The organism is Plantactinospora sp. A48 (assembly GCF_055793945.1).
On record NZ_JBTIXF010000036.1, the window covers coordinates 1 to 22,517 of the forward strand.

The window sequence follows — 22,517 nt, forward strand, 5'->3', positions numbered from 1 at the left end:
GGGATGATCTCTTTTTTTCTCCTGTGAGTCCCCACCTCTCTCTCCTTTCCTCCCCTCCCCCCCCCCCCCCCCCCCCCCCCCCCCCCCCCGCCCGGCTCAGACCTCGGCGCCGTGTTCACCACGAAGTAGGCGGCCCGCTCGCCGGCTCAGACCTCGTGCGCCGTGTTCACCATGAAGTAGGCGGCCCGCTCCAGGTAGTCCCAGAGCGTCGCGTGCTGCTCGGGAGGCAACCCCAGGCTGTCCACCGCCTGGCGCATGTGCCGCAACCAGGCGTCCCGGGCCGCCGCGTCCACCCGGAACGGCGCGTGCCGCATCCGCAGCCGGGGGTGGCCGCGTTCCGCCGAGTAGGTGTTCGGACCGCCCCAGTACTGCATCAGGAACAGCGTCAGCCGGTCCGCGGCCGGACCGAGGTCCGCCTCCGGGTACATCGGGCGGAGCAGAGGATCCTGGGCCACCCCGGCGTAGAACTCGTCGACGAGTTTGCGGAACGTCGGCTCACCACCGATGGCCGCGAAGAAGGTTTCGGCCTGCGGCGGTTGCGCGTTCTCCCCGTACGGATTCACCGTTCCATCCTGCCAGGTGCCACCCGGATCGCCGACCTCGCCGGCCGGGGAAGCAGGACCGGCGGACCCGGTTGCCGGCCTCGCCGGGTCCGATCCGGCGCGGATCCGGCGCGGATCCGACGCCACCGCTACGGTGCCGGGCACGGCCGGGGGAGGCCTCGGGGGCGGTCGATTCGGCTGCCATCGACGGACGGCGGAGCCCCGGAGGGTATGACGGTCAGTGGGCGGGGGCGTCGGCCGGCGAGCCCGACGGCCGGGCTGGCGGACCCGGCCGGGCCGGTCCACCACCGGCCGACTGGGCGGGCAGGTTCGAGCCGTTCGGGTCGGCGGATCGGACGCCGGCCTCCGACCGGGCGCTCTCCCGCTGGGCCGCGGCGATCGCCTCGTCGAACCGTTCCGGACTCGGCCAGTACAGCGCGGCCAGACCGACCAGCAGGACGCCGGCGAGGCTCCACAGGCCGACCACGCTGGGGATGCTGAAGTGGTCCGATAGCAGGCCGGTGACCAGCACGGCGCTGCCCTGGGTGACCTGGAGGCCGGTCGCCATCACCCCGAAGGCGCGGGCCCGGTACCCGTTGGGCAGGGCCCGGACGAACAGGCCGTTGGCCACCGGCGTCAGGCCCGCGACGGCGAACCCGCAGAGCGCCGACAGGCCGGCCACCACCACCGGGGACGGGTTCAGCAGCGCGGGCACCAGCGACAGCGGTGCGATCACGGCGAGCGGGCGGACCAGGGACTGGCGGACGCTCGGCCGGAGCAGCCGACCCACGAAGAGGCTGCCGATGATGAAGCCGACCGGGCTGCTGGCCATGATGAGCGCCTGGGCCATGCCGCGACCCGCCTCGGTCGAGGTGCGCTCGTCGGCCCAGCCCGCGGCGAGTCCCTCGGGGACGATCGCGAACAGCGTGGCGGCGAAGACGATGATCGCGATGGCCCGCAGCACGGGCCGGCCGAAGACGATCCGGAAGCCGTCGCCGGTCTCCCGGAGCAGGTGCCGCCGGGCCTGACCGGTCTGGGCCGGCGGCCGGTGGCGCAGGCCGAAGCGGACCAGCAGAGCGGAGGCGGCGAAGGTCAGGGCGTCGACCACCAGCGCGTACGCGGGGTTCACCGAGGCGATCGTCGCACCCACGACGTACCCGAGCACCTGCGCGGCCTGACCGGTGCTGGTGTTCACCGAGAGCCCGACCACCAGCCGGTCGCCGGGCAGGATCTGCGGCATCGTGGCGGAGCGGGCCGCCTGGGCCGGGGCGGTGAGCAGGGTGGTGCCGAAGAGCAGGGCGAGCATTCCCCACACCGGCATCCACGGCAGCGCGACCAGCGCGACCAGCCCCATCCGGCACAGATCGCAGATGACCATCACGGTGCGGTACGGGTGTCGTTCGGCTACCGCCGCGAGTAGCGGGCCACCGACCAACCAGGGCAGGTAACTGACCGCGAACGCCGCGGCCGACAAGGCGACCGAGGATGTCTGTTGATAAACGAGTACGGTGACCGCGGCCTTGGTGATGTGGTCGCCTATCCAGGAAAGCGCCGAGGCGGTGAAAAGCGCCCGGTACTCGGATCCGGCAAACACCTCGCGAAAGGTGGCCGGCCGTTCTGGACCATGCGTCTCATCCGGCAACAGGGCCTCCATCGTTCCCGACCGCTCCTGTGGGAGCCGTCGAAAAACGCTGACACATGTACCGATCAGCGAGGTCTTCGTGACGCTCCGAAACGGAGCTTTACTTCCCGAATTCTGCCCGATCGTCCAACGACTGGCTAGTGCGAACGGACGGTTCGTCGCATCTACGACTGAACGAACGGACGATACAGGACCCACTGTGCGGAGCGCGACCCCTTCGTCGCGGATAGCCGTGGCGGGCGGCCGGCCCATCCGGGTGGCCCGTCGGAGCTTCCGGGGCGGCCCGTCCGGTCACCGGCCGGCACCGGCTGCCCGCCGGAGGCGACCCGCCCCTCCCGGTCCCGCCGGCCGCTCCGTCGCGTCGGGTCGGCCGTGGGTCAGGTCGGACCGCCCTGCCCGGTCTCCTCGCCGGTGCCCCCGCCCGGTGCCGCCGGCCGGGGATAGGGCCATCCGGTGGCCAGCCGGGACGTGATGCCCGACTCGTCCAGCGCCTCGGTCAACCGTCGGCGCAGCGCCCGCCCGACCGACACCTGGCCGTCGGGGGTCGTCTTGGCCACCGTCCTGATCACCGTCCCGTCGACGGTCACCTGCTCGACCCCGAGGACCTCGGGTGGCTCCACGATCAACGGCGCCAGCTCGGGGTCCGCCGCGACCTCGGCGGCCGCGGCGTGCAGGACCCCGGTCGCCTCCTCGGTGTTGCCGAAGCCGATCGGCAGATCCACGATCACCATGCCCCAGCCCTGGCTCTTGTTGCCGACCCGGACGATCTCGCCGTTGCGGATGTACCAGAGGACCCCCCGGCCGTCCCGGACCGTCGTCACGCGCAGGCCGACCGACTCCACCGTGCCGGTGGCCTCGCCGAGGTCGACCGTGTCGCCGACCCCGTACTGGTCCTCGATCAGCATGAACAGCCCGGCGATCAGGTCCTTCACCAGCGTCTGCGCGCCGAAGCCGATGGCCACCCCGGCGATGCCGGCGCTGGCCAGCAGCGGCCCGAGGTCGAAGTTGAACTCGCTCAGCACGGTGAGCGCCGCGATCGAGAAGATCGTCGCGGTCACCCCGCTGCGCAGCACCGAGCCGATCGCCTCGGCCCGCTGCCGGCGGCGTTCCGGCACCACCGTCGCCGGGTTCCCGGGGCCGCTCGGCGTCCGTTCCCGCAGCGGCCGGAGCATCCCGGGTACGGCCGTCCGGGCCGTCGTCCGGACCAGCCGGCTGATCGAGCGGTGCAGCAGGAAGCGGATCAGCATGGCGCCGAGCACGATCAGGATGATCCGCAGCGGCTTCAGCACGATCCAGTAGCTGCCCTCGGCGAACCAGGCGGAGCCGGTCCAGTCCAGGACCTGCTGGCAGAAGGGGTCGGCCGAGCAGCTGGGGCTGGGATCGGGGGCCACGGAAGAACCGGACGGATCGGGGGCGAGGAGGAGGAACAGCGCGCTCACGCTGTCTTAGTACCGCACGGCCGGACGGTCCCGGCGGCCGACCCGCCCGAACCGCCGGCCGATCGGTCGGGTTCGCCCAGCGGCCGGACCGGGGCACCCGGGATCCCACGTCGGCAAAGGTTCACCGGGTGAGCCCGGATTAGTACGTGCAATCGAGGCACCTATCGGGGACGATGGGCGCACGGGCGCCGGTGATCTGCCGGCGCCGGCCGCGGTCCACCCGGACCGGGCCGCGGCCGGCGGGCAGATGACGGGAGTGGGCTGGGAACAACCGGGAGGGTGAGCACGATGCCTGACATACGACCCATGGTGGGCTCCAGTGCGTTGGTGCTCAATGCCACCTACGAGCCGCTGTGTGTCGTGTCGGTGCGTCGAGCCGCGATTCTCGTCCTCTCGGCGAAGGCAGTCTGCGTGTGCGACGGCGAGGGCGTCCTGCACAGTGCCCGCAATGTCCTGGCGGTTCCGTCGGTGGTCCGGCTGACCCGGTTCGTCCGGGTGCCCTACCGGACCCATGTGGGGCTGTCCCGGCGGGCGATCTTCGCCCGGGACGGTTGGCGCTGTGCGTACTGCCGGGGGACGGCCGAGACGATCGACCACGTCTTCCCGCGCAGTCGGGGTGGCCGGCACGCCTGGGAGAACGTCGTCGCGGCGTGTGCGCGGTGCAACCACACAAAGGGGGACCGGACGCCCGCCGAACTCGGTTGGCGGTTGCACACCGTACCGGCCGCTCCCAAGGGGGCGGCCTGGCGCGTTCTCGGCCACCGGACCCCGGATCCGCGCTGGGCGGACTGGCTGGATCTGCGCGAGGCCGAGGCGGCCTGACCGGCGAGCGATGTCGAACGGTTAACAAGGGGCCCTTGCTATACAAAAAGCGATAACAGGGGGCCCTTCCTTTCACCCGGGGCGGGCGGTGACCAGGGTGGCGTACACGACGATGTTGTCGGCGTAGCCGAGTTTCCCGCCCACCCAGCGACCGCCGCAGGTGATCAACCGGAGACCGGGCCGGTCGAAGTCGCCGAACACCTGGTCGGCGGGGAACCGCGACTTGTCGTATTTTTTCGACGAGTCGACCTGGAAGACCGCGGTCGAGCCGTCGGCGCGGTCGATCTCCACCCGGTCGCCGGAACGGACCCGGCTCAGCCCGTGGAAGACGGCCGGACCGGTCCGGGTGTCCACGTGTCCCACCAGCACGGCGGGACCGTACTGGCCGGGGGTCGGGCTCTGGTCGTACCAGCCGGCGGTGTCCGGCCGGTCCGGCGGCGGCGTGGCGATCGTGCCGTCCGGGGCCAGGCCGACGGGCTGGACGGGCGCCTCCAGGTTGACCGAGCGGATGGTGATCCGGGTCGGCTGGCTGGCGCCCATCAGGGGATACTTCCGGGGTGGCTGTCGCAGCTGCGGATAGAGCGCGCTCGGCAGCGGGGACTGTCCGGTGGCCCGCTGATAGCCGACCCCGGTGACGACCAGCCCGAGCAGCACGACCAGCAGCGCGACCGGCAACCTCGGCCCGAGCCCGAACCGACCGGGTCCGGCCCGGCGTGCCCCCGGGGCAACGCTGCCGCGGCCCCAACGCCGCCGCCCGAACCGGCCACCGGACGGTGCCGGTCCGGGGAGGCCGGGCAGGCGTCCCGGGCGGCTGACCGCCGGCTTGACCTCCAGGGTCCCCGGCGGCAGATAGTCGTCCGGATCCTGCGTGGTGACGCTCGCGGCGCCGGCCTGGAGCACCACCTGGCGCAGAATCGCCCAGGCGCGGCTGGGCGGTGCCCCCAGCGGCCCCGGCGGTGGGGCCAGTGGTCCCGGGCGTGGGATCGGCCGCATCGCCCGACGGGTCAGCGGGCCAGCGGGCTACGCCGGCGCCGGCCATGCAGGCCGAAGCCGACACCGAGCAGCACGATGCCGAGGCCGCCGGCGATCACCAGCGCGCCGGAGCCGCTACCCGCCGAGCCGCCACCCCCGGTGGCCGGGCCCTGCGAGGGCTTGCTCATGTTGACCACCGTCAGCGTGGCGCTGGCGGTGCTGTTGTTGTTGGGACAGGTGAGGTTCACCGGGTACTCGCCGGGCGCCTTGTTGCCCGGGATCGTGGCCGAGCCGGTCAACACGCCGTTGTCCGGCCGTACCATCACCCGCCCGAAGGCGTCGGACTGCACGTTGGCCTGCCGGTTGTTGCCGTCGTCGCAGTTCGCCCGGATGTTGATCCGGCTGCCCGGTTCGGCGGTGCTGGGCGTCACGTCGACCGTGGCGTTCTGCCCGGCGCCGGCCGGTCCGGCCAGCAGTGCGAGCGTGCCGGCCAGCGTGATCGCGGCGGCCACGGTGCGCAGGAACGTCAGACCCCGCATGATCCCCCCTTATCCGGCCATGGGCCGGTGGTGCATGGGTGCTCTCGACGTGCCACTGCGTTCCCCCTACGCACCGTTGAACACCCACCCCCCGACCCCTCCTCCCCACCCCCCATCCCCCCGCCCGCTCCGCCCCCGCCCCCTCCCGCGTTGATCATGAAGTTAGCGGTCGATTTGAAGATCAAAAAGCCGGCTAACTTCATGATCAACCATGAGGGGGGAGGGAGAGGGGGGGGAGGGGGGATGGGGGGTGGGGAGGTCGGGGAGGGGGGTCAGGGTGGGGGGAGGGGGAGGATTGAGCGGCGGTCGAGTGGGGTGGACAGCACCATGGTGCTGGCTGGGCGGCCGTACGGGGCGAGTCGGTCGATCAGCCGCTCGAAGGAGTCGATGGATCCGGCGGCCACCTTCAGCACGCTGCACGCGTCGCCGGTGATCCGCATGATCTCCAGGATCTCCGGCCAGGTCGGCACCTCCGGGTCACGCAGCACGCAACGGGGGCCGTAGCAGGACATCTCGATCAGGGCCACCACGCTGCGGCCGGCCCGGGCCAGGTCGACGTGGGCGTGGTAACCGGTCACCACGCCGGATTCCTCCAGCCGGCGCACCCGTTCGGCCACGGCCGGCGGGGACAGGTGGACCCGGCGGGACAGTTCGCTGTACGACAGCCGCGCGTCGGCCTGAAGCTCCCGAAGCAGCGCCCAGTCCATCTCGTCCACGGGGAACCTTTCCTTCTTAAAGCGATCCGTTCCGATCGGAGCAGATCTTGCGGTCGGAACCGGTCAGAGCCGTGGATCCTGTCTTCCGTTCCACGATCCGGTCGCGCGACCATGAACGCTACCCCGCGGGCTCCGACCGGCCACAACACCGCCGGCCGGGCCCGGCCGGGTCGGCCACGAAGGGACTGGACAGGTGGAGAGCACGGAACTGCGGGCCCCGGTCGCGGTGCGCCCGGTCACCGCGGCGGATCGGACCGCCCGGGCCGAGGCCAACAACGGCGGCCCGACCCTGGAATTCCCCGATCAGGTGCCGTACGACGCGTACGTCCGGGCCAGCACGCTGCACCGGTTGCAGTACCCGATCACCGGTGAACCCGGCGAGATGTCGTTCCTGATGGTCAGCCAGATCATGGAGCTGTACTTCAAGCTCGTCTGCTTCGAGCTGCGGGAGGCGTCCCGCCTGCTCCGCGCCGACGACGTGTGGGCGGCGCTCGCCCCGCTGCGTCGGGCCGCGCTCGAACTGGAGGGGCTGAACGGGGCCTGGCGGGCGCTGAGCTGGATGACACCCGCCGACTTCAACCGGTTCCGCGACGAGCTCGGCGAGGCGTCGGGTTTCCAGTCCGCCATGTACCGGCACCTGGAGTTCCTGCTCGGGCTGCGCAACCCGGCGCTGATCCGGCCGTTCCACCGGCAGGCCGACCAGTACGCCGAGCTGGTCGCCACGCTGGCCGCCCCGAGCCTCTGGGACGACGTGCTGGCGTTGCTGGACCGGCGCGGGTTCGCCGTGCCGGCCGAGGTGCTGCACCGGGACCACGCGGCCGACTACGAGCCGGACCCGGCGGTCGAGGCGGCCTGGGTGGCGGTCTACGCCGACGGCGGACCGGACAACCACCTGCGGCTGCTCGGTGAGGCGCTGGCCGAGCTGGCCGAGCAGTTCGGGGACTGGCGCTATCAGCACGTCAAGGCGGTGCAGCGCAGCATGGGCGCCAAGGTCGGCAGCGGCGGATCGAACGGGCTGGCCTGGTTGCAGCGCAGCATGGCCCGGGTGGTCTTCCCGGAGCTGTGGTCGGCCCGGACGAGCATGTGAGGGAGAGGACGGAACACCCCGTGACCACCACCCCAGAGACCCGGCCCGGGGCCGGGACCGAAACCCGGCCGCCGACCGGGGCCGGGACCGGGACCGAAACCCGGCCGCCGACCGAGGCCGGACCCGAGACCGAAACCCGGCCGCCGACCGGGGCCGGACCCGAGACCGAAACCCGGCCGCCGATCGGGGCCGGGACCGAGACGGCGGCCCGTCGGCTGGACGAGGCCGATCCCGGACACCGGCACCTGTTCCACGTGCCGCCCGCGACGGGCGGCCGGTACGCCGAGACGGCCTATCTGGCCGGCAACTCGCTGGGGCTGCAACCCCGGGCCACCCGGGCCGAACTGCTGGCCGACCTGGACGCCTGGCGGGAGCTGGGCGTCGAGGGCCATCTGGAGGCCGAACGCGCCTGGCTGTCGTACCACGAACCGCTCGCGGAGCCGGCCGCGCGACTGGTCGGCGCCCGCCCGGCGGAGACCGTGGTGATGAACTCGCTCACGGTCAACCTGCACCTGCTGATGGTCTCGTTCTACCGGCCAGCCGGGCAGCGGACCCGGATCGTCATCGAGGACAACGCCTTCCCCTCGGACAGCTACGCGGTACGCAGCCAGGTCCGGTTCCACGGGCTCGACCCGGAAACCGAGGTGGTACGGCTGCGCCCGCGCCCCGGCGAGGACACGCTGCGGACCTCGGACATCCTGGACCACCTGGCCGCCGAAGGCGACCGGACCGCCCTGGTGCTGCTCGGCGGGGTGAACTACCTGACCGGTGAACTGCTCGACATGCCGGCCATCACCGCCGCGGCCCGGTCCGCCGGCGTGACCGTGGGGTGGGACCTGGCGCACGCGGCGGGCAACGTGCCGCTGCGGCTGCACGACTGGGACGTGGACTTCGCGGCCTGGTGCTCGTACAAGTACCTCAACGCCGGCCCCGGGGCGCTGTCCGGGGTCTTCGTCCACGAACGCCACCTCGGCCGGGTCGACCTGCAACGGTTCGAGGGTTGGTGGAGCACCGAGGCGGCGACCCGGTTCGAGATGACCCCGGTGGCCCGGCCGCCGGCCACGGCCGAGGCGTGGGCCATCTCCAACCCGCCGATCTTCGCGATGGGCCCGGTGCGAACCTCGCTGGAACTGTTCGACTCGATCGGGATGCCGGTGCTGCGCGAGCGCAGTCGGCGGCTCACCGGGTATCTGGCCGGGCTGCTGGACCAGGTGACCGCCGCCCGGCCGCTCACCGTGGTCACCCCGAGCGATCCCGAACGACGCGGCTGCCAACTCTCGGTCCGGATCACCCGCGCGCTGCCGGAACCGGGGTCCGGCGGAGGCGCGCACGGGTCCAGTCGGTCCGGCGCCGGGAGCGCCGCGGAACTGGCCCGGCGGCTGCGGCACGAGTACGGGGTGATCGCCGACGCCCGCGAGCCGGACATCATCCGGTTCGCCCCGGTCCCGCTGTACTCGACGTACCACGACTGCTGGCGGGCCGCCGAGGCCCTCGCCGCCATCGTGCCGGCGACGGAGGGACGACGGTGACCGAGGGGGCGACCCGGCCGGCCGGGACGGCGGCCCGGCGCGACGGCGAGATCGCGGTTGTCGGCGCGGGACTCGCCGGCTGCCTGCTGGCCTGCTATCTGGCCCGGCGCGGCTACCGGGTCGCACTCTACGAGCGACGGCCGGACCCGCGGACCGGCCGGGCCGAACGCGGCCGGTCGATCAACCTGGCGCTGTCCGAGCGTGGCCTCGACGCGCTGCGCCGGATCGGGCTGGACGAGCGGGCCATGCTCGACGCGCTGCCGATGTGGGGCCGGATGATCCACCCCGTCGACGGGGGAGAGAACTTCCAGCCGTACAGCGCGACCGGCGACCGGGCGATCAACTCGATCAGCCGGGGAGCGCTGAACAACGCCCTGCTGAACGCGGCCGAGGCGCTGCCCGGGGTCCGGACCGTCTTCGCGCACCGGCTCACCGGGCTGGACCCGGAAACCGGGACCATGACCTTCGCGGGTCCCGACGGCACCGTCACGGCCACCGCGCCGGTGGTGCTCGGCGCGGACGGCGCCCGTTCGGCGGTCCGCGCCGAACTGGTCCGGCTCGGCGTGCTCACCGAGCGGTCCGAACCGCTCGACTACGGCTACAAGGAGTTGACCATCCCGTCCCGGGACGGCGACTTCGCCCTGGACCCGGCGGCGCTGCACATCTGGCCGCGCGGCAACTCGATGATGATCGCGCTGCCCAACCCGGACCGCTCGTTCACCTGCACGCTGTTCTGGCCCAACGCCGGCCCCGGCGGCTTCACCGCGCTGGCCACCCCGGCCGCCGTCGAACGGCACTTCGCCGCCGAGTATCCCGACGTGCCGCCGCTGGCCCCCGACCTGGCGCTGGACTACCAGCGCAATCCGGTCGGGCGGCTCGGCACCGTCCGGTGTACGCCGTGGCAGGCGTACGGCCGGGTCGGTCTGCTGGGCGACGCGGCGCACGCGATCGTGCCGTTCTACGGGCAGGGCGCCAACTGTGCCCTGGAGGACGTGGTCGAGCTGGACCGCTGCCTGGACGAGACCGGCGACGACTGGGCGGCGGCGCTGCCGCTGTTCCAGGCGCGCCGCGAACCCAACACGGAGGCGATCGCGCAGATGGCGCTGGACAACTTCGTCGAGATGCGCGACCGGGTGGCGTCGCCACTGTTCCAGCTCGGCAAGCGGGTGGAGCACGCGCTGGAGCGGGCACTGCCCGGCCGGTACGTCTCCCGGTACGAACTGGTGTCGTTCACCACCACCCCGTACGCCGACGTTCGGGACCGGGTTCGCCGGCAGCACCGGTTGCTCGGCGCGGCGGTGGTCGGGGTGGCCGCACTCACGCTGGCCGTGCTCGGTGGCCGGGGGAGGCGGGCGTGACGGGCTGGGATCCGGAACTCATGGCGGGCCGCCCGGCGGGCGCGCCCGGCCTGCTCCGCAACTTCGTCGCCGGTCGGTTCGTCGAGCCGGACGGCAGGACCTTCCCGAAGGTCAGCCCGGTCACCGGGGAGACCGTCTTCGAGGTGGCCGAGGCCGACGAGGCCACGGTGGACGCCGCCGTCTCGGCCGCCCGTGCCGCGTTGCGTGGACCCTGGGGTCGGCTCGGCGAGCGGGACCGCGCCGAGGTGCTGCGCCGGATCGCCGACGAGCTGGAGCGCCGGTTCGACGATCTGGTGACCGCCGAGGTGGCGGACACCGGCAAGTCGATCTCCCAGGCCCGGACCCTGGACATCCCGCGTGGGGCCGCCAACTTCCGGGCCTTCGCCGAGATCGTGGCCAGCGCGCCGACCGAGTCGTTCACGACGGTCACCCCGACCGGCGGCCGGGCCCTCAACTACGCGGTCCGCAAGCCGGTCGGGGTGGTCGCGGTCGTCGTACCGTGGAACCTGCCGCTGCTGCTGCTCACCTGGAAGGTGGCGCCCGCGCTGGCCTGCGGCAACGCCGTGGTGGTCAAGCCCAGCGAGGAGACCCCGGCCTCGGCCACGCTGCTCGCCGAGGTGATGGCCGCGGCCGGCGTACCGGACGGGGTGTTCAACCTGGTCCACGGGTTCGGACCGGATTCGGCCGGCGAGTTCCTGACCCGGCACCCCGGGGTGGACGCCATCACCTTCACCGGCGAGTCGGCGACCGGCAGCGCCATCATGCGGGCCGCCGCCGACGGGGTGAAGGCGGTCTCCTTCGAACTCGGCGGCAAGAACGCCGGCCTGGTCTTCGCCGACGCCGACCTGACCGCCGCGGTGGCCGGCTCGGTGCGGTCCAGCTTCACCAACGGTGGCCAGGTCTGCCTGTGTACGGAGCGGCTCTACGTGCAGCGGCCGGTCTTCGCCGAGTTCGCCGAGCGGCTGGCGGACCGGGCGACCGCGCTGCCGTACGGCTGGCCGGCGGACGAGGCCACCGCGAACATGCCGCTGATCTCCCGCCAGCACCGGGACAAGGTGCTCGGCTACTACGACCTGGCCCGCGCCGAGGGTGCGCAGGTGCTGGCCGGCGGTGGCACGCCGAGCTTCGGTGACGCCCGGGACGGTGGCGCGTACGTCCAGCCCACGGTGCTGACCGGCCTCGGGCCGGCGGCCCGGACCAACCGGGAGGAGATCTTCGGTCCGGTGGTCCACCTCGCGCCGTTCGACGACGAGGAGGAGGCGTTCGCGCTGGCCAACGACAGTGACTACGGCCTGGCGGCGACCGTCTGGACCCGGGACGTCGGCCGGGCGCACCGGGCCGGCGGCCGGCTCGACGCCGGCATCGTCTGGGTGAACACCTGGTTCCTGCGGGACCTGCGGACCCCGTTCGGCGGCGTCAAGGCCAGCGGCATCGGTCGCGAGGGCGGCACCCACTCACTGGACTTCTACTCCGAACTCACGAACGTCTGCGTGGACCTGTCATGACCGGGCGCAGCGAGGGAATCATCAGGGTCGGTGCGGTGGAGCCGCCTGGCGGGTCCGAGCGCAGCGAGGAGCCGACGTGAGCGAGCGGAACCAGTCCGGCGAGTGGGTCATCGACCCGGCTCCGTTCGACGTGGCGGCGGCCGCCGCCGAACTGGACGTGGCCCGGGAGAAGGGCCAGCCCTGCCCGCCGCTGCGTGGGCGGTTGCTGCCGGCCGGTGACGTCGAGGCCGCGTACCAGGTGCAGCGCCATCAGGTACGGCGGTGGCTGGCCGGCGGTGGACGCCGGGTGGGCGCGAAGATCGGCCTGACCTCCCGGGCGGTCCAGGAGACCTTCGGGGTGTACGAGCCGGACTTCGGCGTCCTCACCGACGCCATGGCGGTGCCCGACGGGGCCGAGGTGGACCTCGACCGGCTGCTCCAGCCCCGGGTCGAGGCCGAGGTGGCGTTCGTGCTCGGCGCCGACCTGACCGACGAGCGGGTGACCACCGTGGACGTCATCCGGGCGGTGGACCACCTGCTGCCGGCCATCGAGATCGTCGACTCCCGGATCGCCGGCTGGGACATCTCCATCGTGGACACGGTGGCGGACAACGCCTCCAGCGGGCTGTTCGTGCTCGGTACCACGCCGCGCCGGCTGGCCGACGTGGACCTGCGGCTGTGCGGCATGGTGCTGGAGCACGCCGGTGAGCCGGTGTCGGTGGGTGCCGGCGCGGCCTGCCTGGGCAACCCGTTGCACGCGCTGGCCTGGCTGGCGGCCACCCTGGTCCGGGGCGGTGATCCGCTGCGGGCCGGCGACGTGGTGCTGTCCGGCGCGCTCGGCCCGATGGTGCCGGTGACCCCGGGCGGCGCGTACGAGGCCCGGATCTCCGGTCTCGGCTCGGTCCGCACCTGCTTCTCCGCCGAACCGGCCCGCGAAGCGGGGCCCCGGTGAGCAACGGAGCAATGAGCGACGGCGCAGCGAGCAGCGGCGCGGTGAGCGGTGTCTCAGTGAGCGGTGGAAGTGGATCAGTTGACGGTGGACCCATGAACGGAGGACGGGACTTGACCCATGGCGTGGCCGTGATCGGGTCGGGCAACATCGGCACCGATCTGATGATCAAGGTGTTGCGGGTGTCGGAGACGCTCCGGATGGTCGCCATGGCGGGCGTCGACCCGGACTCCGACGGACTGGCCCGGGCCCGCCGGTTCGGCGTGGCCACCACCGCCGGCGGAGTGGCCGGGCTGGTGGCGTTGCCCGAGTTCGCCGACGTGGAACTGGTCTTCGACGCCACCTCGGCCGGGGCGCACCGGCACAACGACGCGGTGCTGGCCGCGCACGGCCGGACCGTTGTCGACCTGACCCCGGCCGCCCTCGGCCCGTACGTGGTGCCCCCGGTGAACCTGGACGCGCACCTGCACGAACGCAACGTCAACATGGTCACCTGCGGCGGCCAGGCCACCGTGCCGATCGTCGCGGCGGTCGGCCGGGTCACCCCGGTCGCGTACGGGGAGATCGTCGCCTCGATCGCCTCGAAGTCCGCCGGGCCGGGCACCCGGGCCAACATCGACGAGTTCACCGAGACCACCGCGCGGGCCATCGAGGTGGTCGGCGGCGCCGGGCGGGGCAAGGCGATCATCGTGCTGAACCCGGCCGATCCGCCGCTGCTGATGCGCGACACCGTCTACTGCCTCTGCCCGGACGCCGACGCCGACCGGACGGCCATCGCCGGTTCCGTGGCCGACATGGTGGCCACGGTCCAGCGGTACGTCCCGGGCTACCGGCTCAAGCAGGAGGTGCAGTTCGACCTCGTGGACAGCTTCGTGCCCGCGCTCGGCGGACGGTTCACCGGGTTGCAGGTGTCGGTCTTCCTGGAGGTCTCCGGCGCCGGGCACTACCTGCCGGCGTACGCCGGCAACCTGGACATCATGACCTCGGCCGCACTGCGCACCGGGGAGCGGCTGGTGGCCGTCCGGGCCGCCGACCGGCTGACCGGCCTGCGCGGAACGGGAGCAGCCCAATGAGCGAGCGTAGCGAGGAGCCGTCATGAGCGAGCTTTATGTCCAGGACGTGACGCTGCGGGACGGCATGCACGCCATCGGGCACCGGTACACCGTCGAGCAGGTCCGGGCCATCGCAGCGGCCCTGGACGCGGCCGGGGTGGCGGCCGTCGAGGTGGCGCACGGCGACGGGCTGGCCGGCTCCAGCGTCAACTACGGGCACGGCGCGGCCAGCGACGCCGACTGGATCGGCGCGGCGGCCGAGGTGCTGACCAACGCCCGGCTCACCACGCTGCTGCTGCCCGGCATCGGCACCATCGCCGACCTGCGGGCCGCCCGGGATCTCGGGGTGACCAGCGTACGGATCGCCACCCACTGCACCGAGGCGGACATCTCGGCCCAGCACATCTCGTGGGCCCGGGAGAACGGGATGGACGTCTCCGGGTTCCTGATGATGGCGCACCTGAACGACCCGGCCGGGCTGGCCGCCCAGGCCAAACTGATGGAGTCGTACGGCGCGCACTGCGTCTACGTGACCGACTCGGGTGGCCGGCTGCTCACCCGGGACGTGGCCGAGCGGGTCGACGCGTACCGGCAGGTGTTGGAACCCACCACGCAGATCGGCATCCACGCGCACCACAACCTGTCACTGGGGGTGGCCAACAGCGTGGCCGCGGTGGAGCACGGCCGGATCCCCGGTCCCGGCCCGGCGGACCCGGCCGCGCCGGCCGGGCGGACCGTCCGGGTGGACGCCTCGCTGGCCGGTCAGGGCGCCGGGGCCGGGAACGCGCCGCTGGAGGTCTTCGTGGCGGTGGCCGAACTGCACGGCTGGAAGCACGGCTGCGACGTGTTCGCGCTGATGGACGCCGCCGACGACCTGGTCCGGCCGCTCCAGGACCGGCCGGTACGGGTGGACCGGGAGACGCTGTCGCTGGGCTACGCCGGGGTCTACTCCAGCTTCCTGCGGCACGCCGAGCGGGCCTCGGCGAAGTACGGCGTGGACGTCCGGTCGATCCTGGTCGAACTGGGCCGCCGGCGGATGGTCGGCGGGCAGGAGGACATGATCGTGGACGTGGCCCTCGACCTGGCCAACCGGGAGGCGTCATGACCCCGCCCGACGTCACGGCCCTGGCCGAGCGGCTGGGTACCGCCGCCGACACCGCGACGCCCACCGCGCAGCTCGCGGCGGCGGCCGGTCTGGACGTCGACGGCGCGTACGCCGTGCAGACCGCCCTGGTCGAGCGCCGGCTGACCCGAGGCGAACGGCTGGCCGGGGTGAAAATGGGGCTGACCAGCCGGGCCAAGATGGCCCAGGTGGGCGTGGACGAGGTCATCTGGGGCCGGCTGACCGACGCGATGCGGGTGCCCGACGGCGGCACCGTGGACCCGGCCGGACTCATCCATCCCCGGGTCGAACCCGAGGTGGCGTTCCTGCTCGACCGGCTGCCCGAGCCGGGTGAACCCCTCGTCGACTTCGGCTCCGCCGTCCGGGCGGTCGCCCCGGCGATCGAGCTGATCGACTCCCGGTACGCCGACTTCCGGTTCTCGCTGCCCGACGTGATCGCCGACAACACCTCGGCCGCCGCGTTCGTGGTGGGCCAGTGGTCGCCCGTACCGGACGGGCTGGACAACCTCGGCGTGCTGCTGGAGATCGACGGGCGGGTCGCCCAGGTCGGTTCGACCGCGGCCATCCTCGGCGACCCGCGCCGGGCGCTGGCCGAGGGGGTACGGCTGGCCGGCCGGTACGGCGTCCGGCTGCGCGACGGTTGGGTGTTCCTGGCCGGCGCGGCGACCGCGGCCGTACCGCTGCGGCCCGGCGCGCACGTCCGGGCCGTGGTGGAGAAGCTCGGCGCGGCCTCGCTGAAGGCGTCGTCGTGACCGGGGTGGCGCCGGGTTGGTTTCCGGCCACCCCGCCCCACTCCGGGCGGTCAGGTCTGGTGTCGGCGGGCGGCGGCGGGGTGCGGTGTTGGTTTCCGGCCGTCCCGCCCCACTCCGGGCGGTCAGGCTTGATCCCTGCGTGGGGCGGAACGGCCGGAAACCAGTCGGTGGGCGCTGCCTGTCCGTCGGTGGCGGGGGGTGGGGGCGATGGTCGCTGAGGCGCGGACCGTGGCCGGGAAGGCGGTGCCGCGGGGGGCGTTTCCGCACGTCAAAGTGGCTGGTGGGTTCGTCTTCGTCTCCGGTACGTCGTCCCGTCGGCCGGACAACACCATCGCCGGCGCGCGGGTCGACGCGCTCGGCACCACTTCGCTGGACATCCGGGTGCAGACCCGGGCGGTGCTGGAGAACATGCGGGACCTGCTGCGTTCGGTGGGCGCGGACCTCACCGACCTGGTGCAGGTCACCACGTATCTGGTCAACATGAACGACTTCGGTGGCTACAACGAGGTCTACGCGGAGTTCTTCGACGCCACCGGGCCGACCCGGACCACGGTGGCGGTACACCAACTGCCGCACCCGCACCTGCTCATCGAGATCCAGGCCGTCGCCGCGCTGCCCGACGGCGCCCTTGCCAAGGAGGTTGGTCGTGAGTGAGATCGCCGAGCCGTTCAGCTTTCCCGGTTGGATCGCCGACAACCAGCACCTGCTCAAGCCGCCGGTCGGCAACCGGGAGATGTTCCCCGGCGGCAGCGACTTCATCGTGATGGTGGTCGGTGGCCCGAACCAGCGCACCGACTTTCACGTCGACCCGTACGAGGAATTCTTCTACCAGGTCAAGGGCGACATGCACATCAACCTGATGCTGCCGGACGGTCCGCGTCGGGTGGACGTCCGGGAGGGTCAGATGTGGATGCTGCCCCGCGACACCCCGCACTCGCCGCAGCGGGAGGCCGGTTCGATCGGCATGGTGGTGGAACGGGTGCGCGAGCCCGGGACGCTGGAGAGGTTCCAGTGGTACTGCGCCGAGTGCGGTAACCGGGTGTACGAAGTGGAACTCCAGGTCCGGGACATCGCCGCCGACCTGCCGCCGGTGTTCGAGGCGTTCTACGCCGACGAGTCGGCCCGCACCTGTGACCGGTGTGGCACCGTGCATCCGGGCAAGGGCTGATGGCTCAGCCGGCCCGGCCGTCGCCCGGTCCGTCGGCTCCGGCCGGTCCGTCGGCTCCGGCCGGTCCGTCGGCTCCGGCCGGTCCGTCGGCTCCGGCCGATCGGGTGGGCCAGCCGGTTCCGCCCGTGCCGGCCAGCTCGCCGGTGGTGGACGTACACACCCATGTCGTACCCCGGGGGTGGCCGGACCTGGCCACGGCCTGCGGTGGTTCCGGCTGGCCCTGGCTGCGGATCGACTCGGAGCGGGCCGCCATGATCATGGTGGCGGAGACCGAGTTCCGGCCGGTCGGGGCGGAGTGCTGGGACGCGCCGACCCGGTTGGCCGACATGGCGGCCGACGGCGTGGACCTCCAGGTGATCTCGCCGACACCGGTGTTCTTCTGCTATGACCGGCCCGCCGATCAGGCGGCCAAGGCGGCGCGGATCTTCAACGACCGGATCCTGGAGATCGCCGCCGGTGCGGACCGGCTGGTGCCGTTCTGCCAGGTGCCGTTGCAGGACCCCGACGCGGCCTGTGCCGAGTTGGACCGGTGCCTCGCCGCCGGGCACGTCGGGGTGGAGATCGGCAACCACGTCGGGGATCGGGACCTGGACGACGCGGGGATGGTCACCTTCCTGCAACACTGCGCCGAGGTCGGCGCGCCGGTCTTCGTCCACCCGTGGGACATGCCCGCCGGTCCCCGGTTGGACCGCTGGATGGCCCGATGGCTGGCCGGGATGCCGGCCGAGACGCACCTGTCGGTGCTGGCGCTGATCCTGGGCGGTGTCTTCGACCGGGTGCCGCCGACGCTGCGGATCTGCTTCGCGCACGGCGGCGGCAGCTTCCCGTTCTGGCTGGGTCGCGCCGACAATGCCTGGCACCGCCGGGGTGACCTGGTACGCGGTGCGTCCAGCGCCCCGCCCAGCTCCTACCTGGACCGGTTCTCGGTGGACTCGGTGGTCTTCGACCCGGCGGCCCTGCGGCTGCTGGTCGACACCATGGGCGTCGAGCGGGTCATGCTGGGCAGCGACTACCCGTACCCGCTGGGGGAGCGCCCGGCGGGCGCGGTGATCCGCCGGGCCGACTTCCTCAGCCCGGAGCAGCGTGACCTGCTGCTCGGCGGCAACGCGCTGCGTTTCCTCGGCCGTCCCACCGGGGCGTAGCCGGAGCCGGGTCGTGGCGCAGGCGGGCGCCGGCTCCAGGGGGGACCGCGAGCCGGCCGACCGGGGCTGATTCCGGACGTGTAGGAGCGACCCGTACGGGGAACACCAGGGCGCCGGCGTGGCGGATCGCCACCCGGGAGCAGGGCTGGACGTGCTCTCCGCTAACGTGAGCACGGCTGGATCGGACCCGCCGACGACGTCGTGGGCGGTCCGAGGAGACCATTCGACTTTCAGATCTTCGCCTGGGGGCGTTGAGGTTGTCTGTTACCGAGACGTTGCTGATCTTCGTCGGCATCCCGGCCCTCGTCGTGCTGGTGATCGCCGGCCTGACGTTCGCCGGGCGGGGCCGTGGCACCGCCAACCGGCGGTACCGGCCGGGCCGCCCGTTCGACTTCACGCCGGTGTGGTTCCTGTCCGCGCCGGAGCAGCTCGCCGAGACGGCTGGAGTGGCGCTGCCGGCCGGTGCCCAGGCTCCCGCGCTGGTCAGCAGTGCGGTCGAACACCGGCCCGAGACCGCGGCCCGGATCGGCACGACGGGAGGCGCAAGTGACCGTTGGTGAGATGTCGAAGCGGGATGTGATGCCGGAGTACCGGGGAGAACGTCCGGCTGTGCTCGACGGCCCGTTCACGACCCGTCAACTGCTCCGGATCGACGAGGCGATGCGGACGGCCGACCGCGCCACCGGCCTGGTCTTCTCGATCTACGTCGGTGGCCTGGACGAGCCCGTCCGGGAGCACGCCGAGCGGCTGCACCGGCAGCTCGCCGACCCGGATCACGCGGTGTTGATCGCGCTCTCGCCGAACCAGCGCCGGCTGGAGGTGGTGACCGGCGCGAGGGCCCGGCGCCGCATCCCGGACCGGGAGGCGAAGCTCGCCGCACTGTCCATGGTGGCCGCCTTCGGCGGTGGCGACCTGGCCGGTGGCATCCTGGCCGGCCTCGACCAGCTCGCCTCCCGGGCCGGCAAGCCCGACTGACGCTCGCCTCCCGGGCCGGCAAGCCCGACCGACGGTTTGGCCGGTAAGGCCGACTGACGGCTCGCCTCGCGGCGCCGGCAAGGCAAGCTGACGGCGCCACGCGGACAGGGTGTTGCCGTCAGGGCGCGGTGATCCAGCTCGCGGGTCGCACCTGGACCGGGAAGGGTCGGTCGATCCGGATGCTGTCGGTGCCGCCGACCGAGGCGAGCAGCCGGTAGCGGCCGAGTTTGGTGATCCGGTCATGCCGGCGGCTGCTCGGCGACTCGACCTCGACCACCAGCGCGGCCTGGATCGGCTCGTGCCAGAGCACGCCGCGGGGTGAGTCCGGCCGCAGCACGGTGAGGTCCGGGATGACGCTCGCACTCGACAGCCGGAGGCCGACCTCCCGGATCACCCGCCACCCGGTCGGCAGCGCCGAACGCAGCGTCATCCGCACCTCGTCGGCCAGCTCGTGGTGGCCCAGACGACAACGGCCCAGACGACAACGGCCCGGACCGGCCCGGGTCACGGGTCGATCCGGGCCGCGTACCGGATTCGGCGGGGCGTCGGCGACGAGGCCGCCGGGCGCCCGCTGCGGTCAGGCGGTGCGGGCGTCGCGGCTGCGGGCGCGTTGGGCGCGCAGGACGCCGTCCCGGCCCTCGGCCACCAGCCGACGCAGCGGCGCCGGGTGGCTGGCGGCCGCCAGCCAGCTGTCGGTGGCGGCCACCGTGTCGTCTCCGACGTGGAACATCGGGTACGCCAGCAGGGCGAACTCCTGTGCCGGTTCGCTGTCCCGGCGTGCCCAGACCGCGTCCGCGTCGGCGAAGAACCGTTCGACGTACGGCGCCGTGAGCTCGACCTGCGCCGGGTGGTGGAAGCCCTGCAACAGGGCGCGGTTACGCCAGTTCGGCAGCGCCTCCTCGCCGGTCAGCTCCCGCCACACCCGGGCCTTGTTCTCGGCCGTCGGCACCAGCGCGCGGGCCAGCGCGGCCTCCCGCTCGCCGCCGGTGGTCCGGTCCCCGGCCAGCTCGGTCTCGATCAGGTCGGTGTCGGCGACCCCGTTCGCGACGAGCGACTGGATGAGCGTCCAGCGCAGTTCGGTGTCGATGGTCAGCCCGGCCGGGACGTCGGTGCCGGACAGCCAGCCGCGCAGGATGCTCAGGTCGGCGTCCGATCGGGCGGCCGAGGCGAAGACGCGGGCCCAGGCGAGCTGGAGGCCGCTGCCCGGCTCGGCGGTCCGCAGCGTCGCGTACGCGGTCCGGGCGAGCGCGGTCCGTCCCTCGGGCGCCCAGGCCGGATCGGCGTACATGGTCAGTGCCGCCTCGACCTGGCGCAGCGTCGGGGTCACCAGGTTGATGTCGGTCTCCCGGGGCAGGCCGGCGAGGACCAGCGCCACGTAGTCCCGGGCGGCCAGTTCGGCGTCCCGGAGCATGTCCCAGGCGGCCGTCCAGCACAGCGCCCGGGGGAGGGACTTCTCGAACCCGGCGATGTGCTCGACGACGCACGCCATCGACCGCTCGTCCAGCCGCAGCTTCGCGTACGTGAGGTCGTCGTCGTTGAGCAGCAGGACGTCCGGCGCGGTCACCCCGACCAGTTCGGCCAGTTCGGTGGTGTCACCGGTCACGTCGACCTCGATCCGGTCCCGCCGGACCAGCCGGCCGTCGGCCAGGTCGTACAGGCCGACGCCGATCCGGTGGGTACGCAGCGTGGAGTGCTCGGCGGGCGCGTCCTGGCGGATCGTGACCCGCTCGTACCGGCCGTCGGCGCCGATGGTCACCTCCGGGCGCAGCGTGTTGACCTGCGCCGTCTCCAGCCACTGGGCGGCGAACTTGCGCAGTTCCCGGCCCGAGGCCGCCTCCAGCTCGGTGAGGAGGTCGTCGAAGGTGGCGTTGCCCCAGGCGTGCTTGCCGAAGTACGCGCGCAGCCCGGCCAGGAAGGGATCGAGCCCGACGTACGCGACGAGCTGCTTGAGGACGCTCGCACCCTTGGCGTAGGTGATCCCGTCGAAGTTGACCTCGACAGCCTCCATGTCCGGCATGTCGCAGTACACCGGGTGCGTCGAGGAGAGCTGGTCCTGCCGGTAGCCCCAGTTCTTCCGTACGGCCAGGAAGGTCGTCCAGGCGTCGGTGAACCGGGTGGCGTGGGTGTTCGCCCAGTGGCTGGCCCATTCCGCGAACGACTCGTTGAGCCACAGGTCGTTCCACCACCGCATGGTGACGAGGTCACCGAACCACATGTGCGCCAGCTCGTGCAGGATCGTGTTGGCCCGCTGCTCGTACTCGTAGTCGGTGACCTGCGAGCGGAACAGGTAGTGCGCCTCGGCGTGGGTCACGCAGCCGAAGTTCTCCATCGCCCCGGCGTTGAAGTCCGGCACCCAGACCTGGTCGTACTTCGGTAGCGGGTAACGCACCCCGAACTGCTCGTGGAAGAAGTCGAAGCCCTGCTTCGTGATCAGGAACAGGTCGTCGGAGTCCAGGTGCGGCGCCATCGAGGCCCGGCAGAACACCCCCAGGTCGACGCCGTCGTGGGTCTCGCGCACCTCGTGGTACGGGCCGGCGCAGAGCGCGTTGACGTAGGTGCCCATCCGCACCGAGTCGGCGAAGTGGACGGTTTTGGTGTCCTCGGTGGCCTGCTCCACGGTCCGTACCGGCATGTTGGAGACGACCAGCCAGTGCGCGGGCACGGTGGCGTGCCAGGTGAAGACGCTCTTCAGGTCCGGCTGGTCGAAGCAGGCGAACACCCGCTGGGCGTCGTTGGTTTCGAACTGACTGTAGAGATAGGTCTCGCCGTCCACCGGGTCGACGCTGCGGTGCAGTCCCTGGCCGCTGCCCGAGTACGTGAAGTCGGCCTCGACCACGAGGGTGTTCTCGGCCGCGAGTCCGGTCAGCGGCAGGCCGCTCTCGGACGACCATCCCGAATGGTCCACCGGAACACCGTTGAGGGTTACCGAGCGGATCGCGGAAGCTGCGATGTCGATAAATGTCCCGGCACCCGGTTCGGTGCACCGGAAATTGACGGTTGTAGTGCCGCGAAAGGTCGGACTACCCGTGGCCCGAACCGCATTGGACAGATCGAGATCGATGTCGTAGCCGAGGACGTCCAGCAGGCGGGCCCGCTCCGTCGCCTCGGCCTGGGTCAGGTTATGCACTCCTGGCACGTGAAATCTCCATCCGTCTCGCTCGATCCACCGAGATGTCCCGGCGACCGCTGCCCGGGTCAGCAGCAGCGGCTTTGGTTGGAGTCTCGC

General features: G+C 72.5%; 22 protein-coding genes. 14 read left to right on the top strand and 8 right to left on the bottom strand.

Translation table 11 applies throughout. The features are described 5' to 3' along the window. Positions 1-146: 146 nt before the first annotated feature. The 3 genes from ACXN5W_RS18820 to ACXN5W_RS18830 form a co-directional block, all read right to left on the bottom strand. Positions 147-563, bottom strand: coding sequence for a globin (locus ACXN5W_RS18820; protein ID WP_473159629.1), 417 nt, complete (start codon positions 561-563; stop codon positions 147-149). Between the two features lie 217 nt (positions 564-780). Beyond that, the gene (locus ACXN5W_RS18825) at positions 781-2,196 is read right to left on the bottom strand and encodes an MFS transporter (protein ID WP_473159630.1); all 1,416 of its coding nucleotides are present in this window, start codon (positions 2,194-2,196) and stop codon (positions 781-783) included. A gap of 365 nt (positions 2,197-2,561) precedes the next feature. Then, positions 2,562-3,623, bottom strand: coding sequence for a mechanosensitive ion channel family protein (locus ACXN5W_RS18830; protein WP_473159631.1), 1,062 nt, complete (start codon positions 3,621-3,623; stop codon positions 2,562-2,564). 288 nt (positions 3,624-3,911) lie between these two features. Here ACXN5W_RS18830 and ACXN5W_RS18835 point away from each other — a divergent pair, with 288 nt between their 5' ends. Further along, the gene (locus ACXN5W_RS18835; RefSeq protein WP_473159632.1) at positions 3,912-4,445 is read left to right on the top strand and encodes an HNH endonuclease; all 534 of its coding nucleotides are present in this window, start codon (positions 3,912-3,914) and stop codon (positions 4,443-4,445) included. A 72-nt stretch (positions 4,446-4,517) separates the two neighbouring features. On the opposite strand, the gene ACXN5W_RS18840 is transcribed toward ACXN5W_RS18835, so the two are convergent. From ACXN5W_RS18840 to ACXN5W_RS18850, 3 genes are all read right to left on the bottom strand, one after another. After that, entirely contained in the window at positions 4,518-5,438 is a 921-nt protein-coding gene (locus tag ACXN5W_RS18840) for a class F sortase (RefSeq protein ID WP_473159633.1), read from the bottom strand. Between the two features lie 11 nt (positions 5,439-5,449). Next, positions 5,450-5,956, bottom strand: a complete 507-nt coding sequence (locus ACXN5W_RS18845; protein WP_473159634.1) for a hypothetical protein — start codon at positions 5,954-5,956, stop codon at positions 5,450-5,452. Between the two features lie 272 nt (positions 5,957-6,228). Then, positions 6,229-6,672 carry an Lrp/AsnC family transcriptional regulator gene (locus ACXN5W_RS18850; RefSeq protein WP_473159635.1) on the bottom strand — a complete coding sequence of 148 codons (444 nt, stop codon included), beginning with the start codon at positions 6,670-6,672 and terminating at the stop codon, positions 6,229-6,231. A gap of 193 nt (positions 6,673-6,865) precedes the next feature. Between ACXN5W_RS18850 and ACXN5W_RS18855 the strand changes: the two genes are divergently transcribed. From ACXN5W_RS18855 to ACXN5W_RS18915, 13 genes are all read left to right on the top strand, one after another. Continuing rightward, positions 6,866-7,759: a tryptophan 2,3-dioxygenase gene (locus tag ACXN5W_RS18855; RefSeq protein ID WP_473159636.1), complete on the top strand. Its 894-nt coding sequence runs from the start codon at positions 6,866-6,868 to the stop codon at positions 7,757-7,759. A gap of 182 nt (positions 7,760-7,941) precedes the next feature. Continuing rightward, positions 7,942-9,288: a kynureninase gene (gene kynU / locus ACXN5W_RS18860; protein WP_473159678.1), complete on the top strand. Its 1,347-nt coding sequence runs from the start codon at positions 7,942-7,944 to the stop codon at positions 9,286-9,288. Then, on the top strand, positions 9,285-10,646 hold the full coding sequence (locus ACXN5W_RS18865; protein WP_473159637.1) for an FAD-dependent oxidoreductase: 1,362 nt from the start codon (positions 9,285-9,287) through the stop codon (positions 10,644-10,646). The genes kynU and ACXN5W_RS18865 overlap by 4 nt, the downstream gene beginning before the upstream one ends. A gap of 20 nt (positions 10,647-10,666) precedes the next feature. Next, the gene (locus tag ACXN5W_RS18870) at positions 10,667-12,151 is read left to right on the top strand and encodes a 2-hydroxymuconic semialdehyde dehydrogenase (protein WP_473159679.1); all 1,485 of its coding nucleotides are present in this window, start codon (positions 10,667-10,669) and stop codon (positions 12,149-12,151) included. 109 nt (positions 12,152-12,260) lie between these two features. Then, the gene (locus ACXN5W_RS18875) at positions 12,261-13,082 is read left to right on the top strand and encodes a 2-keto-4-pentenoate hydratase (RefSeq protein ID WP_473159680.1); all 822 of its coding nucleotides are present in this window, start codon (positions 12,261-12,263) and stop codon (positions 13,080-13,082) included. 110 nt (positions 13,083-13,192) lie between these two features. Beyond that, positions 13,193-14,152 (top strand): acetaldehyde dehydrogenase (acetylating), encoded by a 960-nt coding sequence (locus tag ACXN5W_RS18880; RefSeq protein ID WP_473159638.1) that lies wholly within the window; start codon positions 13,193-13,195, stop codon positions 14,150-14,152. A 22-nt stretch (positions 14,153-14,174) separates the two neighbouring features. Next, positions 14,175-15,236 carry a 4-hydroxy-2-oxovalerate aldolase gene (gene dmpG / locus ACXN5W_RS18885; RefSeq protein WP_473159639.1) on the top strand — a complete coding sequence of 354 codons (1,062 nt, stop codon included), beginning with the start codon at positions 14,175-14,177 and terminating at the stop codon, positions 15,234-15,236. After that, entirely contained in the window at positions 15,233-16,006 is a 774-nt protein-coding gene (locus ACXN5W_RS18890) for a 2-keto-4-pentenoate hydratase (protein WP_473159640.1), read from the top strand. The genes dmpG and ACXN5W_RS18890 overlap by 4 nt, the downstream gene beginning before the upstream one ends. 207 nt (positions 16,007-16,213) lie before the next feature. Continuing rightward, positions 16,214-16,660 carry a RidA family protein gene (locus tag ACXN5W_RS18895; protein WP_473159641.1) on the top strand — a complete coding sequence of 149 codons (447 nt, stop codon included), beginning with the start codon at positions 16,214-16,216 and terminating at the stop codon, positions 16,658-16,660. Then, entirely contained in the window at positions 16,653-17,174 is a 522-nt protein-coding gene (locus ACXN5W_RS18900) for a 3-hydroxyanthranilate 3,4-dioxygenase (RefSeq protein ID WP_473159642.1), read from the top strand. Before ACXN5W_RS18895 ends, ACXN5W_RS18900 begins: the two co-directional genes overlap by 8 nt. Before the next feature lie 125 nt (positions 17,175-17,299). Continuing rightward, complete coding sequence (locus ACXN5W_RS18905) at positions 17,300-18,316, top strand: amidohydrolase family protein (protein WP_473159643.1); 1,017 nt, start codon at positions 17,300-17,302, stop codon at positions 18,314-18,316. A 251-nt stretch (positions 18,317-18,567) separates the two neighbouring features. Then, positions 18,568-18,876, top strand: coding sequence for an aa3-type cytochrome oxidase subunit CtaJ (gene ctaJ, locus ACXN5W_RS18910; RefSeq protein WP_473159644.1), 309 nt, complete (start codon positions 18,568-18,570; stop codon positions 18,874-18,876). Continuing rightward, complete coding sequence (locus ACXN5W_RS18915) at positions 18,863-19,291, top strand: DUF5130 family protein (RefSeq protein WP_473159645.1); 429 nt, start codon at positions 18,863-18,865, stop codon at positions 19,289-19,291. Before ctaJ ends, ACXN5W_RS18915 begins: the two co-directional genes overlap by 14 nt. A 118-nt stretch (positions 19,292-19,409) precedes the next feature. Here the strand turns inward: ACXN5W_RS18915 and ACXN5W_RS18920 are convergent, their stop codons facing one another. After that, positions 19,410-19,799: a Uma2 family endonuclease gene (locus tag ACXN5W_RS18920; protein ID WP_473159646.1), complete on the bottom strand. Its 390-nt coding sequence runs from the start codon at positions 19,797-19,799 to the stop codon at positions 19,410-19,412. 69 nt (positions 19,800-19,868) lie between these two features. Then, positions 19,869-22,418: an aminopeptidase N gene (gene pepN, locus ACXN5W_RS18925; RefSeq protein ID WP_473159681.1), complete on the bottom strand. Its 2,550-nt coding sequence runs from the start codon at positions 22,416-22,418 to the stop codon at positions 19,869-19,871. Between the last annotated feature and the right edge of the window lie 99 nt (positions 22,419-22,517).

Bases quoted from the DNA above. Each gene is read 5' to 3' on its own strand.
- ACXN5W_RS18825 (WP_473159630.1), bottom strand. From the start codon at position 2,196: ATGGAGGCCCTGTTGCCGGATGAGACGCATGGTCCAGAACGGCCGGCC.
- ACXN5W_RS18835 (WP_473159632.1), top strand. From the start codon at position 3,912: ATGCCTGACATACGACCCATGGTGGGCTCCAGTGCGTTGGTGCTCAAT.
- ACXN5W_RS18840 (WP_473159633.1), bottom strand. From the start codon at position 5,438: ATGCGGCCGATCCCACGCCCGGGACCACTGGCCCCACCGCCGGGGCCG.
- ACXN5W_RS18845 (WP_473159634.1), bottom strand. From the start codon at position 5,956: ATGCGGGGTCTGACGTTCCTGCGCACCGTGGCCGCCGCGATCACGCTG.
- ACXN5W_RS18870 (WP_473159679.1), top strand. From the start codon at position 10,667: ATGGCGGGCCGCCCGGCGGGCGCGCCCGGCCTGCTCCGCAACTTCGTC.
- dmpG (WP_473159639.1), top strand. From the start codon at position 14,175: ATGAGCGAGCTTTATGTCCAGGACGTGACGCTGCGGGACGGCATGCAC.
- ACXN5W_RS18890 (WP_473159640.1), top strand. From the start codon at position 15,233: ATGACCCCGCCCGACGTCACGGCCCTGGCCGAGCGGCTGGGTACCGCC.
- ACXN5W_RS18895 (WP_473159641.1), top strand. From the start codon at position 16,214: ATGGTCGCTGAGGCGCGGACCGTGGCCGGGAAGGCGGTGCCGCGGGGG.